The sequence below is a fragment of the Ornithinimicrobium carbonis genome, assembly GCF_977012275.1.
The window spans coordinates 2,858,413-2,871,677 of sequence record NZ_OZ348993.1 but is presented as its reverse complement, the minus strand read 5'-3'; the positions used below and the strand labels follow the sequence as shown (position 1 = coordinate 2,871,677).

The following is a 13,265-nucleotide window of genomic DNA, read 5'->3' as shown; positions in this document are numbered from 1 at the left end:
CCGGGCGCACGGGACAAGGAGAAAAGATCATGGTCATCCGGCTCGTCGCACCCGTCGTTCTCCTGAGCGGCCTCGGTCTGGTGTTCCCGACCGCGGTCCCCGGGACCCCACCCCCCTCCTGGACCCACGAGCGGGTCCTTGAGTGCGAGGAGGGAACGGTGCACACCTACCTGACCCCTGCCGGTTTCGGCACGCCCTTCCACGTCGTCGGCACGGACGAGGTCATCATCCCCATGCATGTCGAGATCGTCCTACCATCGGGCGAGGGTCCATTTGTGACCATCGACATCCCAGGGTTCGACGCCGAGGACCCGAACGCCGTCCACTGCTGGTATGTGGATCCTGCCGGTCTCGAGGTGGACCTCTGGGGAGTCCGCCGCTAGAGGCAGCCAACCCTGACGCGGACCCGTAGACGGGGCCAGGGCCCGGGCAGCGGGGTGCACCGGCTTGCGGGCCGATATGCACCCTCACCCGCTCGAGGTGCGGCACGGAGCTGACGAAGGTGCGCGTGGACCCGCGTCCACAACGCGTGCGCCCAGGGCTCGCAGGGTCGACGGTGACCTCTCCCACGACCTTGACACCTCGCCCAAGGACACTTCGATCGCCGCCGATCCCGAGCAAGGCCCGGTTCGGAGGCGGATGACGATCCTCATGGTGCTGGGGTCGATCTCGAGCGGGGGATCATCTTCTTGCCACAGGCTGAAGAGCACCCCGAGGACTAGTCCTCCCCGTAACCGCTGCCGCGATCGTTGAGGCAGATCTGACCATCGCGTGGGGGTTCACGTCGCCGATCGTCGAAAATTACCGCGTTTCCGCTGGTCAGAGCCATGACTTGTGTCCGGAGGGGGACTTGCCCACATGGGACACACGCCCTCGACATCGAGATCAGCCCATAACCGCAGGTCAAGGCTGTCAAGGCGCTCGGGAGGTCGTGGATCAGTGCCTCTTGGTGCCGAGGTATGCCGTGATTACCTCCGGGTTCTCCCTCACCTGCGCCGGTTGCCCCTCGGCGATGGTCCTACCGCTGGCCAGGACGTGCAGCTTGTCACACAATGCGGTGATCATGTGCATGTCGTGATCGATGACGAGCACCCCACAACCGAACTCCTCCGGTGAGGTCGAGTCTCGAATGATCTGCTGCAGTTCGTCGGTCTCGACATCGTTGAGGCCGGCGGCGGGTTCGTCCAGGAGAAGGTACCGGGGGCCAGTGGCTAGGGCGCGAGCCACCTCGACACGTCGTTGAAGACCGTAGGCGAGCTCACCCGCGCGCGCATCGGCAAGGTGCCCGATTCGAAGCCGGTCCATCAGTTGGAGCGCCACCTCATCGACAGGTGAGTCGCTACCCCTGACGACGGCGGCGATATTGTCCCGGACCGTGAGCGACCGGAAGAGCCGGACGGTCTGGAAGCTGCGCGACACCCCAGCGCGCGCGATGTGACCGGCCGAGGCCCTGGTCACGTCCTCACCGTCTATGCGCACGCTTCCCGACTCGGCCGTAAGGATCCCGCTGATCACGTTCACGAGCGTGCTCTTGCCCGATCCGTTGGGACCCATCAGTCCTACGATTTCTCCCGGCATGACCGCCATGCTGACCTCTGACAAGGCCTTCACACCAGCGAAACTCTTCGTCACACGATCGACGATCAACCCGACGTTGCCCGCTCCGTGGGTCGCGGAACTCGGTTGGGGCACCTCAATCGGCGCGCTGGCCGTCGTCATTTGACTCTCCCTCCTCTCGGCAGGAGATCGCCGATCTCGCGATTGCCAAAGGCGCCACCTGGGCGCCAGATAAGCACCCCAAGGATGAGGACGGCGGTGGCCAGCTGGATGATGCCTGGCAGCGCCGGCAGGGACAGGGTGCCGATGCTCAAACCGTTCTCCAGGTCACGCAGTAGCTGCGAGAGCACGGTGATGGCGGCTGCTCCGGCAACTGCACCGGTGACCGACCCGAGGCCACCGATAACCAACATCGCCAGCAGCGCAAAGGTCTCGGCGAAGAAGAACTGGGCGGGGCTGAACGCCAGCGCGTTGAGCGCCCACATGCCACCGCCGACAGCCATCAGCACTGCGCTGACCATCCATCCGATGAACCGAGTCAGGGCCACGGGAATCCCGAGCGAGGCAGCCGCGACGGGGTCTTCTCGCACGGCCTGAAGGCGTAACCCCCATGGCGAAGCACCGTAGAGCAGAGCCACGGCGGTGATGAACAGCACGGTGACCAGCGCCTGCGGTACGCCTACCAGGTCCGGCACTCGAGAGATGCCGGTGGGTCCGCCCGTGAGACCGTTCCATCGATTGATGACCGCATGGATGACTACGAGCCAGGCGAGCGTAGCCATGGGTACGACGGAGACGTCCATGCGTGAGAACGGGGCACCGGTGGCGACCGCGAATACCGTGACTACCAGGACCCCCACCCCGACCGCCCCAATCAGGCCCAGCTCAAGGCTCGCGAGAGAATCTGGAAGGGCCGGCAGAGCATCCGTTTTGACGTCAGCAGGGATGGCGGCAAGTGCCGTCCCGTAGGCGGCGAGGCCGAAGAAGGCGACGTGGCCGAAAGAGATGATGCCTGAGTTGCCGACGAAGCACTGGATGGCGATCACCATGCCGGCCGTGAGCAAGAACTCCACTACCACCCGCTGGTCGCTGCGGCCGAGCATGGTCTCCCCCACGACTCCGACAACCAGCATCAGCACCGCCAGGGCCGCGAACGTGACCGCGGCAGCACGCAGCCTCAGCGTGGACCACCGGTTCATGCGAGTCTGCCTTCGACCCGGCGGCCGAAGCCGTGCGGCCGGAAGTACAGCAGGACGATGATCAGCGTTAGCGTGATCGCCTGCACGAACGGGACCAGGGAGTTAGGCAGGAAGACCTGCAGTGAGACCTCGAGAAAGGCTAGCGCAAATCCGCCTGCAACGGCTCCTCGCAGGTTCCCCAGGCCTCCGAGGACCACCGCGACGAACGCTTGAAGCAGCGGGGTGAATCCCATGCCGGGCGTGGCACTGCCGACCCGCATCACCCACAGCAAGCCAGCTACGGCTGCCAGAACCCCGGAGATGAGGAAGGCCAGCCGGATCAAATTTCCCGCCTTGGCCCCCATCAAGCGGGTGGCCTGGAAGTCCTGCGCGGCCGCCTGCATAGCAATGCCGTGACGGGACCGCTGCAAGAGGGCGCTGAGGGCCACCATGGCGACGGCCGCGATGGCGATCGTGATTAACGACAAGACTGGCACCCGAATGGTGCCCAGCGACAGCACCCGGTCAAGCCAGGCGGGGACCGCGATACCTTGCGGGCGCGGGGAGATCACGTTACGGATGGTCGCCTGGATGATCACAGCCACGGCGAAAGAGGAGAACACCACCGCGTATGCAGGCGCTCGACGCATCGGCCGGAACGCCACGGCCTCAGTGACCAACGAGGTTAAGGCCCCCAGCGTGAAGCCCACCACGACAGCCAGGAACAACGGCGCGCCCGCGGCCACGCACAGGACAACGCCGTAGCTGGTGACCGTCACGATCTCCCCATACGCGAAGTTCAACAGACCCAGCACGCTGAAGACGACGGCGAGGCCGAGGGCAAGCAACGCGTATATCGAACCCAGGCTCAGCGCATTGATGAGCTGTTGCGTCAATAGGGTAAGGCTCATGCCGACTGCCCCCCCAGGTAGGAGGCCTCCAGATCGTGTGCCGCCGCCGCGATCTGCGCACTCGTGCCGCTCGTCGTGAACCGGCCACCCGACAACACGTAGGCGTGATCGGCCAGCTCGAGGGCCTGGGAGATATTTTGCTCGACCAGGACGACCGTGAGCCCGTCCCGAGCGTGCAGCTCGGCGACCAGCTCGAACACTTGCTGGGCCATGACAGGGGCGAGTCCCAGCGAGGGTTCGTCGAGGAGGATGATCTCGGGCCGGGACATTAGTGCCCGGCAGATGGCAAGCTGCTGCTGCTCGCCCCCGGACAGGGTCCCGGCGTGCTGGCTGCGACGCTCACCGAGCACCGGGAACCGGTCAAACATCTCGTCTATGTCCTCGGCCATGGCCGTCCGGTCGCTGCGCGAGTACCCCCCCATCCGCAGGTTGTCGGCAACGGTCAGGCGCGGGAACACGCGACGCCCTTCCGGGACGAGCGTGAGGCCTCGACGGACGATGTCCTCCGGCGGCCGCCCCTGGACCGGTTGACCGAGAAGGGTTACCGTTCCAGCTCGGGGTTGGACCATGCCCACCAGCGCCTGTAACAGCGTGCTCTTGCCTGCCCCGTTGGCTCCCAGGACCGCGACGACCTCACCACGCCGCACCGTGAGGTCGACACCGTGTAGGACTCGGACCGGCCCATAGCCCGCCTCGAGTCCTTCGACACCGAGGATCTCGTCCCGCACCGTCATTGACTGCTCAACCTGCGCTGGGGACGTAGTCCGGCAACAAGGTCTCGATGAACTCGTACTGGCCGTCCGTCACCTCGATCAGGGTGACGGCCTTGTCCGCCTGGTGTGTTTCGGGGTCCATCTGCAACGAGCCGGTCACGCCGCTGAACTCGATGTTGTCCAGCTCTTCGGCGATCGCCTCCGGGTCGGCCTCCCCGGCCGCCTCGATGGCCTGCGCGACCAGGTATGCCTCGTCGTAACCCACGGCGGTGACAATGTTCTGCGGGGACGAGCTCGGGTTTGGGTCCTCAAAGGTCTCCAAGAATTCTGCAACTTGGTTCTCCTCGGAAGGCCACGCGTGATAGGTTGCGACCAGGCCCTCGGCGGCGTCACCGGCCTCCAGGACGCTCGAGTCGACCGACCCGTCGCCGGAGATGACCGGGATGTCAACCCCGGCCCCTCGCAGCTGGCGCAGGAACTGGGGCGTGTCCGGCGTGAACATCGACGTGAAGATGACGTCGGGCGCCGGGTCGAGGGCGGCAATGTTGGTCACCTGGACGTTGAAGTCGCTGGCCCCGATCCGAAATTCCTCCTCAGCCACGACCTGGCCTCCGTTCTCCGTGAAGGCGTCGGCGAAGTAGGCGGCCAGGCCCTCCGTATAGGCGTCGTCACTGGAACCAAGGACATAGGCGGACTCGTAGCCGAGCTCGTCGACCGCGTACTGCGCGGTGGCACCGGCCTGCACGGTGTCGAGCATGAGCAGGTGGTAGGCGCAGTCACCCGCCGAGGGCACCAGCGTGGGTGAGGTGCCATCGCCCGTGGAGATCGGGACTCCCTCCCCGCAGGCGACGGACGCCTGCGCACCCCATGGCCCCGACGCGGTCGTCCCGGTGATGTACACGGCGCCGTCGTCGAGCGCCTCCTCGACGCCGCGGACTGCCTCTGCCTGGTCCCCGCCCGTGTCGGCCGTGATCAGCTCGATGTCCCGATCCAGCACGCCACCGTTCGCGTTGATCTCCTCCACCGCCATCTGCAGCCCGTCACGAATTGGCACGTCGTAGAAGGACCAGTCACCGGAGTAGTCACCGATGTGCGCGATCCTGATGGGATCGTCGTCACCCGTCCCGCCGGAGCATCCAGCCACGAGGGTAAGGGCCGCGGCCACGGCAGCGGTTGTGACGGCTCGTGTCGAGCCGCGAGGGGCAGTGGTCATAGCAGCCTCCTGGCTGGGCTAGCTGGTCGTCCGGGGCGCTGGCACGCCTAAGGGCGAGCCCCGGACCGGTACCCGAACGTTATGAGCGCAACAACCTTGCTGTCAACGGGTAGCACATATAACGTACGCGTCATGCAGACTGTCTCCCAGCGGCTGCGCGCGAAGATGCCGCAGTTGCCGCCGGCCGAGTTGAAGGCTGCGCGCGTTCTGCTGGCCGACTATCCGGTCGCCGGCCTGACCACCACGGCCGCCGTCGCCGCGGCGGCCGGAGTCAGCGCTCCAACCGTGCTGCGCCTGGTCGATCGTCTGGACTTCAGTTCCTATCCAGCGTTCCAGGAGGCATTACGGCGCGAGTTGCAGGAGCAGGCTCGGATTCCGTTGCGGCAGGCCAAGGAGTACCAGGCGGAAGACGATCCGCTCGGCCGCTCGAGACAGGTGTTCGTACGAGGCCTAGAGGAAACTTTTGAGCGGCTGGACCCGGCCGACTTCGCTAAGGCGGTCACCCTGCTCGCCTCGCCAAGAAGCACGGTTTATGCCACCGGCGGCAGGTTCACCACTGTGGTGGCCAAGACTCTGGTGATGCTGTTAGAGGTGCTGCGGCCAAGGACTCACTACCTCAGCGTGGAAGATCGCACTTCCGTCATCGTCGACCTGGGGCCGAAGGACGTCGTGTTTGTGACAGACCTCCGGCGGTACCAACCGAGCACGGTGACATTTGCCGCAGAGGCCGCACGGCGGGGCGCGAAGGTGATTTTGTTGACAGACCACTGGATGAGCCCAATCGCGCAGCACGCCGACGCAGTTCTCACGACCAGTCTGGTCGCTCCTCACCCATTGGACTCCGTCGTCCATGCCATGGCCGTCGTCGAGGCCGTGGTCACGGGGGTCCTAGACGCCATGGGAGACCTCCCGATTTCGCGCATGAAAGACTACGACGAGGCTTGGGCGACGCACGGCTTCAGCAGCCCTTCAACCACCCGCTCAACTTCCACATCAGAGAACTGACGGAGGACCCGTGCCTGCCACTACCGACCTGGGCCTGATCGACCACCACTGCCACGGCTTACTGAGGCAGGCACCCAGCCCACAGGAGTTCCGCCTGCTCAGCACGGAGGCACACTGGCCGGCGCCGGAAGGCACCGAAAGCCTGGATTCCCCCGTGGGACTGGCCATCCGGGCGATCTGCGGTCCCGCGCTCGGTCTCCCCCGTCACGTCCCAGTGGCGGAGTATGTCGACCATCGTGCCAACATGTGCGCCCAGGACGCTCATGCGGCACTCATGCCGCTCACCGGAATCGAGCGGTATCTCATCGACACCGGATTCGCTGCTGACCAATTGATGAGCCCCGAGGATATGGCCGTTGCTACGGGATCGATCGGCGAGGAGATCGTGCGTCTGGAGGCCGTGGCCGAGCAGGTTGGACCAGGAAGTAGTGCCGAAGGCTTCGCCGCAGACTTCACCGCAGCCCTGGACGAACGCGCCATCGGTGCCGTCGGTTTCAAGTCCATCATCGCCTACCGGTGGGGCTTCGACCTCCGTGGTGAGGCTCCCGGGGACGGTGAGGTCCGTGACGCGGTGGGGCGCTGGCTGGCCGGAGCCGAGTCCTCCGGCGACTACCGGATTTCCGACCCCACCTTGTTGCAGCACCTCATCTGGGCAGCCATCCCCTACCAGAAACCCATTCAGTTCCACACCGGTTACGGGGACAGCGACGTGCTGCTACACCGTTCCGACCCCTCACGCCTGCGCGACTTCTTCGTGGCGACAAGGACAACGGGCACAAACATGATGCTGCTTCACTGCTACCCGTACATCAGAGAGGCCGCCATTGCCGCCCAGCTGTTCCCGCACGTGTACTGCGATGTCGGACTGGCGACGCAGTACCTGGGTCCGAGCGCCACGGTAGCCGTCCGGCAGGTCATGGAAATCGCCCCCTTCTCCAAGGTGCTGTTCTCCTCCGATGCCTACGGGCTCGCTGAGCTGTACACCGTCAGTGCCCATCTTTGGCGGCACGAGATGGACCGGCTGCTGGATGCGTGGATTGCCGAGGGCTGGACCTCGGCCGACGACGCGCGACGAATCGCCACCATGATCGCTTCCGGAAACGCCCTGCGCGCCTACAACCTAGGAACTGGGGGTCGCGAGGACGCCCGGGTCCTCGGGCGGGGCGGCTCGTGACAACAGGTAACGACAATCGTCCGACCACTGAGGCTGACTGGACCCAGTTGCGCCGTCGGGCGAATGAAGAACTGTCCCGTCGTCTCCCATCGGCTCGCCTCCTGCGGCGTGATATTCACGCCCATCCTGAGGTGGGTGGAGACGAGCAGGGGACGGCTCTTAGGGTCTTGGACCTCCTTGGCGAATCCGACCCCGTAAGGATCAAAGGAGGTTTCCTTGTCTGGGCAGGTGGTGGGCAGCAGGGCCCGGCTGTGGCCCTTCGGTCAGAACTGGACGCGCTTCCGATCCAGGAGGACAGCAATGAACCCTGGCGCTCCACTGTTCCCGGCGTGGCCCACCTGTGCGGTCACGACGTCCACACCGCGGCCCTCGTGGCCGTTCTCGGCACCGTGCAGGCCATCGGGACGCCAGTACCACTCATCGGTGCTTTCCAGCCACGAGAGGAGGTCTACCCCTCCGGAGCCAAGGACTTCGTCTCGAGTCCCGCGTTGGCCGGGAAGGACATCCGCGCGATGATCGGCGTGCACCTTCAGCCCATGATCGCGGCCGGTACCTTTTCCGCAGTGGCTGGCCCCATCAACGCAGCATCCGACAACTTCGATCTGCGGATCTGCGGGGTCCCCTCGCACGCGGCCTATCCGCACCGTGGACGCGACCCGATCGTCGCCGCCGCCGCAGTGATCCAGGCGCTGCAGCATGTGGTGTCACGGCGGGTCGATCCCATGAGTCCCAGCGTCGTGTCGGTCGGGCGGGTGATCGGCGGCGACTCCCACAATGCCATCCCGGAGGAGGTGCTGCTCCAGGGCACCGTGCGCACGTTCTCCGAAGATGACCGCCGCCTGGTCACCGCCGCCATCGCCCAGGTCGCAGAAGGCGTTGCAGCGGCTCACGGGTGCACGGCGAACTGCAGGTTCGAGTGGGGAGAGCCCGTCCTGGAGAACGACCATCGGTTGGCACACCTGGTCACCCGCGCCCTCGAGGATCATGGTCTTGCAGAGGCCGACCCGGTCCGTTCCTGTGGGGCCGACGATTTCGCCTGGTACGGCTCCTTGTTCCCGTCGCTGATGATCTTCGCCGGGATCGGTGAAGCGACGTCGCAAACTCCCGGGCTTCATCACCCCCGCTTCGTGCCGGCCGACGATGCCGTCGACACCGTGGCGACGATCATGCTCGTCGCCTACCTTTCAGCCGCACAGAGCCTGACTTCAACGACAGAGGCAACACATCCGCCGCACCGTGAAAGCCGAAGCAGCACGCCAAACCGACCACAGCCCGTCTGAATGCCGTGGGCTGGGCAGGCGTAGAAAGGGATCCGATGACTTCACCCCATAAGGCAAACGAGACAGGAACCGAGGACGGCGTGTTCGATGGCGTCTCCGCCCTGCTGGTCGCCTACATCGACAACGCCGGCCTTGCTCGGTCCAAGGTGCTTCCGCGTGCCCGCCTAGACACTGCTGCGGCCGGCGGAGCCACCATTTCCCGTAGCGTCGCGAGCCTGCTCGCCGTAGATGACGCGGTGCTGAGTACGCCCAACATCGATGCTGCCATCGGTGACCTCCGTTGCATACCGGACCTGGGTGCCCTGGCGGTCCTCGACGCAGAACGCGGCTTGGCCTGGGCTCCCTCCGACTTGTGCCGTCTGGACGGTGCGCCCGATCCGATCTGTCAGCGAACCGCTCTCAAAGACGTTCTCGCGACCGCGGAGGTGGCTGGGTTCGACTTCACCGTAGGTTTTGAGCTGGAGTTCTCCGTATTCCGCGGGACCAAGGATGACCCGGTCCTTGCCCATGCCGGCCCTGGCTACGGGAACACCCCCTTCATCGAGCTCGAAGCCTTCCACCTCGATCTGCTGGAGGCCCTGGCCGCGGCAGGCGTCCCCGTGTCACAGCTGCATCCGGAGTACGGCAATGGTCAGCTGGAGGTCTCGCTGGAGCCTGCAGACCCCGTGACTGCCGCAGACCAGTTCCTGCTCGCCCGGTTGGTGATAGCGCGCACCGCACAGGCCCACGGCCTGCTCGTCTCGTTCTCCCCCGTCCCCGTGCCGGGCGAGGCAACGAACGGCTGCCACATCCACCTTTCGGCCCGGCGGGACGGGCGCAACGTGTTCCACGACCCCAATTCCCCCACAGGCATCGGAGTGGCCGGTGAGCACATGATCGCAGGTGTCCTTGCCCACGTCGGGGACACTGTTGCCCTGCTGGGCGGCAGCGTGCTCAGCTTCACTCGGCTCCGTCCTCACAGCTGGGCCGGTTCCTATATTTGCTGGGGCAAAGGCAACCGCGAGGCGTCAGTTCGGTACATGGCCGGCCAGCAGGGCCGGGAGGATGCCCAGGCCAACATGGAGTTGAAGGTGGCCGATGCCGCCGCCAACCCCTACCTCGCCGTCGCCGCGTTCCTCGCCATGGCTCTCGACGGGGTCGACAAGGATCTGACTCTTTCCCCGGAGATCACCGTAGACCCAGACACGCTGACGGAGGCAGAGCGAGCGGAGCGAGGCGTGCGGACCTTCTCGCCCGACCTCGGTCAGGCCCTCGTAGCATTGGAGTCGAGTGAGTTGGTGACCCGTACCTTTCACCCGCTCCTGCTGGAGGCCTATCTCACCGTACGGCGTCACGAGTGGACAACGTACGGGCGTATGGTCGCCGAAGAGGTCGCGGCGCGTCTCCGGTTCCGATACTGACTTCCGAGGCCCTACCAGCCGGTGAATGCAGAAACTTCGGCGTTCGACACGAGCCCTCGTTCAACGTCAGCGAACGCCTGGTCCAGGACCGCCAGGGCCAGGTCGATATCGGAATCGGCGATGATCAAGGCGGGAGTCAGTTCGATGACGTTGCCGTGTGCTCCCACGCAGTAAGCGATCACGCCGAGCTGATAGGCCCGGAATACCACCTTTGCCGTCGTATCACCCGCAGGTCGCCCGTCTCGGTGGGACACTTCCACGCCACGAACCAATCCACGCCCGCGAATGTGTGTAATACACGAATGGCGGCTGGCCAGTTCGTCAAGCCCGCGCGCCAGCCGCTCCCCCTGCTTCTGGGCGCGGGCCGCAAGACCATCGCGCAACAAGACTCTCAGGACAGCACGTCCCGCCGCGGCTGCCACTGGGTTACCCGCCGTCGTCAGCAGCGCTGAGGCCGGAGCGGCGTCCAATATGCTCGCCGGCCCGACGGCGGCGGACAACGGAAGGCCGCCGCCCAGCCCCTTGCCGAATGTCACTATGTCGGGGGTCACGTCATCAACTTGAAAGGCGTGCAGCAGGCCCGTACGCCCTAGTCCAACCTTGGCCTCATCACAGATCAGCAACGCACCGAAGGCGCTGCACGTATCAGAGAGAGCCGTCAGGAACCCTGCGGGTGGAACTCGGACACCACCGTCGCACTGCAATGGCTCGACGATGACGGCCGCCACATCACCGCGCCCCAGCTCAGTGCGCACTGCAGTAAGGGCGGCTGCACTCGATCCGGGGATGGATTCGGAGGGGTAGGCAACCACGGCCACCGCCGACGCATCGGCACCCGCGCGCGAAAGATATAGACCGGAGACGCCTTCGGCATCCCCGAGTCCACCGTGGTAAGACCCGTCAAAAGTGACGACGCGTGGCCGCCCTGTCGCGGTACGGACGCTGCGAATCACGGCACTGTTAGCATCGCTGGCCGCGTGTCCCAGGTACACTTTTCTGTCCTCTTCACCCGGGACCAGGCTACGCAGTTCCTCGGCCAGTGAGACCGCCTCCGGATTGGTCATCGACAGGATGCTGGCTCCCGGCATCGAGCGGACGGCTGAGGAGACCGCCGCCACGACTTCCGGGTGGCTGTAACCGATCGTGGCAGCACCCCAGGCCGCCGACATGTCAAGGACGCGTCGACCGTCCTCGTCGATGAGGTGCGTGCCATTTCCTTCGATGGCGTGCGCCGGGAAGAAACGCAGATGCTGGATACGGGCAATCACTTCGCAGTCGCGGTCGTACAACCCTGCTGAGTTTGCGGTCATAATCGCGCCTTCCGGCCCGGGGGCGGTTGGGTCCAGGGTAGTTCAGACCTTACGTCTATTGGTCGACACGCCCATCAAGGCGTGGCTGGATGAGCAGGGCATGGACTACGCCAAGCGGGGGCGCCTGCACCAGAGACTGACGAGCAGTGGGAGAGCGCCCACCGGTCCTGACATCCCTGAGGGACAACCCCCTGGCAGCCTCTGGCCGCCGGGGGGTTGCTGCTGTCCCCGTGCACCGTTCGCCCCACCGCATGGTCCTGCCGCGATTGGTGGACCCCGCACCGACCCGCTTGCCGCGTGTGGTGGCCAGGAGGACCCCACCCGTCGGGGGTGGGGATCAGGCGAGGGGAGCAGGAGATGACCGACGACACGTCGCCCCACCCGGAGGTGGTGAGCCCCGCGATGACGGACCCGCACCGGCGGGCAGTTCGGGGCCTGGTGCCGGGCGCCTACGACACCGGGGAGGGAGGCCGTCGTGTGATGGTCGGCCGCGTGTCGTGGCTGGGGGTGATCTGGGGTGGGTGAGGAAGACAGGTCGGGGTCCATCGAGCTGTGCGAGGCACGGGGTGTCCTGACCGAGGTGGCCCAGGTGCTGCCGCGGGCACGGTGGGAGCTGTCTCGGATGCGGCTGGACGTGCTGGACGCCGAGGCCCGGTTCAGGTCCCTGGGCAGCCACGAATCGCAGCGCCCATCTGGCGCCACTTCGGTCACCCGTGGTCAGGCCCTGCGTGGTGTGGTCATCTCCTGCCGGTCCGCGGCAGCCGCCGGTGGGCGGGTCGAGCAGCGATTGAATGAGGCGGTGGCCGGGGTCAGGGCTGCCGGCGTCCTCGTGGACGCCCTGGCCCGAGCGTGTCAAGTTTTCTGTGTGAGTGATGTGGGTCACAATGGGTTTACAGGTAGGTGTTGACGCGGTCTGGGTAGACGAGGGAGAGCTCGCCGAGAGCGGCTTTCCAACCTTGGACGACGGAACCCTCCACGAGTTTGCCGGGGGCCTTGCGCGGCGAGCCCTTGGGCAGGCCGGCCTCCTTGGCGCGTTCTCGGGCGCGCTTGTCCTCGATGTTGCGGATCGCCAGCCACAGCAGCTTGATCGCGGCGGCGTCGTTGGGGAAGTGGCCGCGGTTCTTGATGATCTTGCGCAGCTGGTAGTTCAGGCTCTCGATCGAGTTGGTCGTGTAGATGACCTTGCGCAGCGCGGGCCCGAACGCCAGGAACGGGGTGAACCGGTCCCACGCGTTCTCCCAGGTGTGGTTCCCCCCAGATCGTGGAGGGTTTCGGGCTACGCGGCGTCCGGGACGGACGCTGCGGTGGACTGCTCGTAGTTGACGGGTGACATCATGCCAGCCGCGCTGTGGCGGCGCTGGTGGTTATAGAACCCGTAAGCCCAGTCGATGACGACCGCGCGGGCCTGGGCGCGGGTGTCGAACTCGTGCCGGGAGAGAACTTCCCACTCCAGGGATGAGAAGAACGCCTCCGCGGCTGCATTGTCGAAGCATTATCCGGTTAATCGGGGCCTTGGTGGGGGCG

12 protein-coding genes and 2 pseudogenes are annotated in these 13,265 nt (G+C 65.8%); 6 read left to right on the top strand and 8 right to left on the bottom strand.

Annotated elements, in window-relative coordinates; translation table 11 throughout:
- Positions 1 to 29 precede the first annotated feature (29 nt).
- Positions 30 to 383: a hypothetical protein gene (locus tag ACWHYA_RS13160; protein ID WP_425944339.1), complete on the top strand. Its 354-nt coding sequence runs from the start codon at positions 30 to 32 to the stop codon at positions 381 to 383.
- Positions 384 to 936: 553 nt separating this feature from the next.
- Here ACWHYA_RS13160 and ACWHYA_RS13155 read toward each other — a convergent pair.
- Genes ACWHYA_RS13155 through ACWHYA_RS13135 form a run of 5 tightly spaced genes read right to left on the bottom strand, consistent with a single transcriptional unit; the run spans position 937 to position 5,572 of the window.
- Positions 937 to 1,719: an ABC transporter ATP-binding protein gene (locus ACWHYA_RS13155; RefSeq protein ID WP_448095603.1), complete on the bottom strand. Its 783-nt coding sequence runs from the start codon at positions 1,717 to 1,719 to the stop codon at positions 937 to 939.
- The gene (locus tag ACWHYA_RS13150) at positions 1,716 to 2,756 is read right to left on the bottom strand and encodes a branched-chain amino acid ABC transporter permease (RefSeq protein WP_425944335.1); all 1,041 of its coding nucleotides are present in this window, start codon (positions 2,754 to 2,756) and stop codon (positions 1,716 to 1,718) included. The genes ACWHYA_RS13155 and ACWHYA_RS13150 overlap by 4 nt, the downstream gene beginning before the upstream one ends.
- Positions 2,753 to 3,646 carry a branched-chain amino acid ABC transporter permease gene (locus ACWHYA_RS13145; RefSeq protein ID WP_431472894.1) on the bottom strand — a complete coding sequence of 298 codons (894 nt, stop codon included), beginning with the start codon at positions 3,644 to 3,646 and terminating at the stop codon, positions 2,753 to 2,755. The genes ACWHYA_RS13150 and ACWHYA_RS13145 overlap by 4 nt, the downstream gene beginning before the upstream one ends.
- Positions 3,643 to 4,380, bottom strand: a complete 738-nt coding sequence (locus ACWHYA_RS13140; protein WP_425944331.1) for an ABC transporter ATP-binding protein — start codon at positions 4,378 to 4,380, stop codon at positions 3,643 to 3,645. The genes ACWHYA_RS13145 and ACWHYA_RS13140 overlap by 4 nt, the downstream gene beginning before the upstream one ends.
- A 7-nt stretch (positions 4,381 to 4,387) precedes the next feature.
- A complete protein-coding gene (locus ACWHYA_RS13135) occupies positions 4,388 to 5,572 on the bottom strand; it encodes an ABC transporter substrate-binding protein (RefSeq protein WP_425944329.1) in 1,185 nt (394 codons plus the stop codon).
- Between the two features lie 132 nt (positions 5,573 to 5,704).
- Between ACWHYA_RS13135 and ACWHYA_RS13130 the strand changes: the two genes are divergently transcribed.
- The 4 genes from ACWHYA_RS13130 to ACWHYA_RS13115 all read left to right on the top strand — a co-directional run bounded on the left by ACWHYA_RS13130 (position 5,705) and on the right by ACWHYA_RS13115 (position 10,431).
- Positions 5,705 to 6,577 (top strand): MurR/RpiR family transcriptional regulator, encoded by an 873-nt coding sequence (locus ACWHYA_RS13130; protein ID WP_425944327.1) that lies wholly within the window; start codon positions 5,705 to 5,707, stop codon positions 6,575 to 6,577.
- A gap of 10 nt (positions 6,578 to 6,587) precedes the next feature.
- Positions 6,588 to 7,751, top strand: coding sequence for an amidohydrolase family protein (locus ACWHYA_RS13125; RefSeq protein WP_425944325.1), 1,164 nt, complete (start codon positions 6,588 to 6,590; stop codon positions 7,749 to 7,751).
- Entirely contained in the window at positions 7,748 to 9,031 is a 1,284-nt protein-coding gene (locus ACWHYA_RS13120) for a M20 metallopeptidase family protein (protein ID WP_425944324.1), read from the top strand. Before ACWHYA_RS13125 ends, ACWHYA_RS13120 begins: the two co-directional genes overlap by 4 nt.
- A gap of 80 nt (positions 9,032 to 9,111) precedes the next feature.
- Positions 9,112 to 10,431, top strand: coding sequence for a hypothetical protein (locus ACWHYA_RS13115; RefSeq protein WP_448095602.1), 1,320 nt, complete (start codon positions 9,112 to 9,114; stop codon positions 10,429 to 10,431).
- An 11-nt stretch (positions 10,432 to 10,442) separates the two neighbouring features.
- On the opposite strand, the gene ACWHYA_RS13110 is transcribed toward ACWHYA_RS13115, so the two are convergent.
- Complete coding sequence (locus ACWHYA_RS13110) at positions 10,443 to 11,741, bottom strand: aspartate aminotransferase family protein (protein ID WP_425944320.1); 1,299 nt, start codon at positions 11,739 to 11,741, stop codon at positions 10,443 to 10,445.
- Positions 11,742 to 12,098: 357 nt separating this feature from the next.
- On the opposite strand from ACWHYA_RS13110, the gene ACWHYA_RS13105 reads away from it, so the two are divergent.
- Positions 12,099 to 12,266 carry a hypothetical protein gene (locus tag ACWHYA_RS13105; protein ID WP_425944318.1) on the top strand — a complete coding sequence of 56 codons (168 nt, stop codon included), beginning with the start codon at positions 12,099 to 12,101 and terminating at the stop codon, positions 12,264 to 12,266.
- A 365-nt stretch (positions 12,267 to 12,631) separates the two neighbouring features.
- On the opposite strand, the pseudogene ACWHYA_RS13100 reads toward ACWHYA_RS13105, so the two are convergent.
- Positions 12,632 to 12,985: pseudogene (locus tag ACWHYA_RS13100) on the bottom strand (transposase); the annotation flags it as partial.
- A 32-nt stretch (positions 12,986 to 13,017) separates the two neighbouring features.
- Positions 13,018 to 13,215, bottom strand: a pseudogene (locus ACWHYA_RS13095) (IS3 family transposase); the annotation flags it as partial.
- Between the last annotated feature and the right edge of the window lie 50 nt (positions 13,216 to 13,265).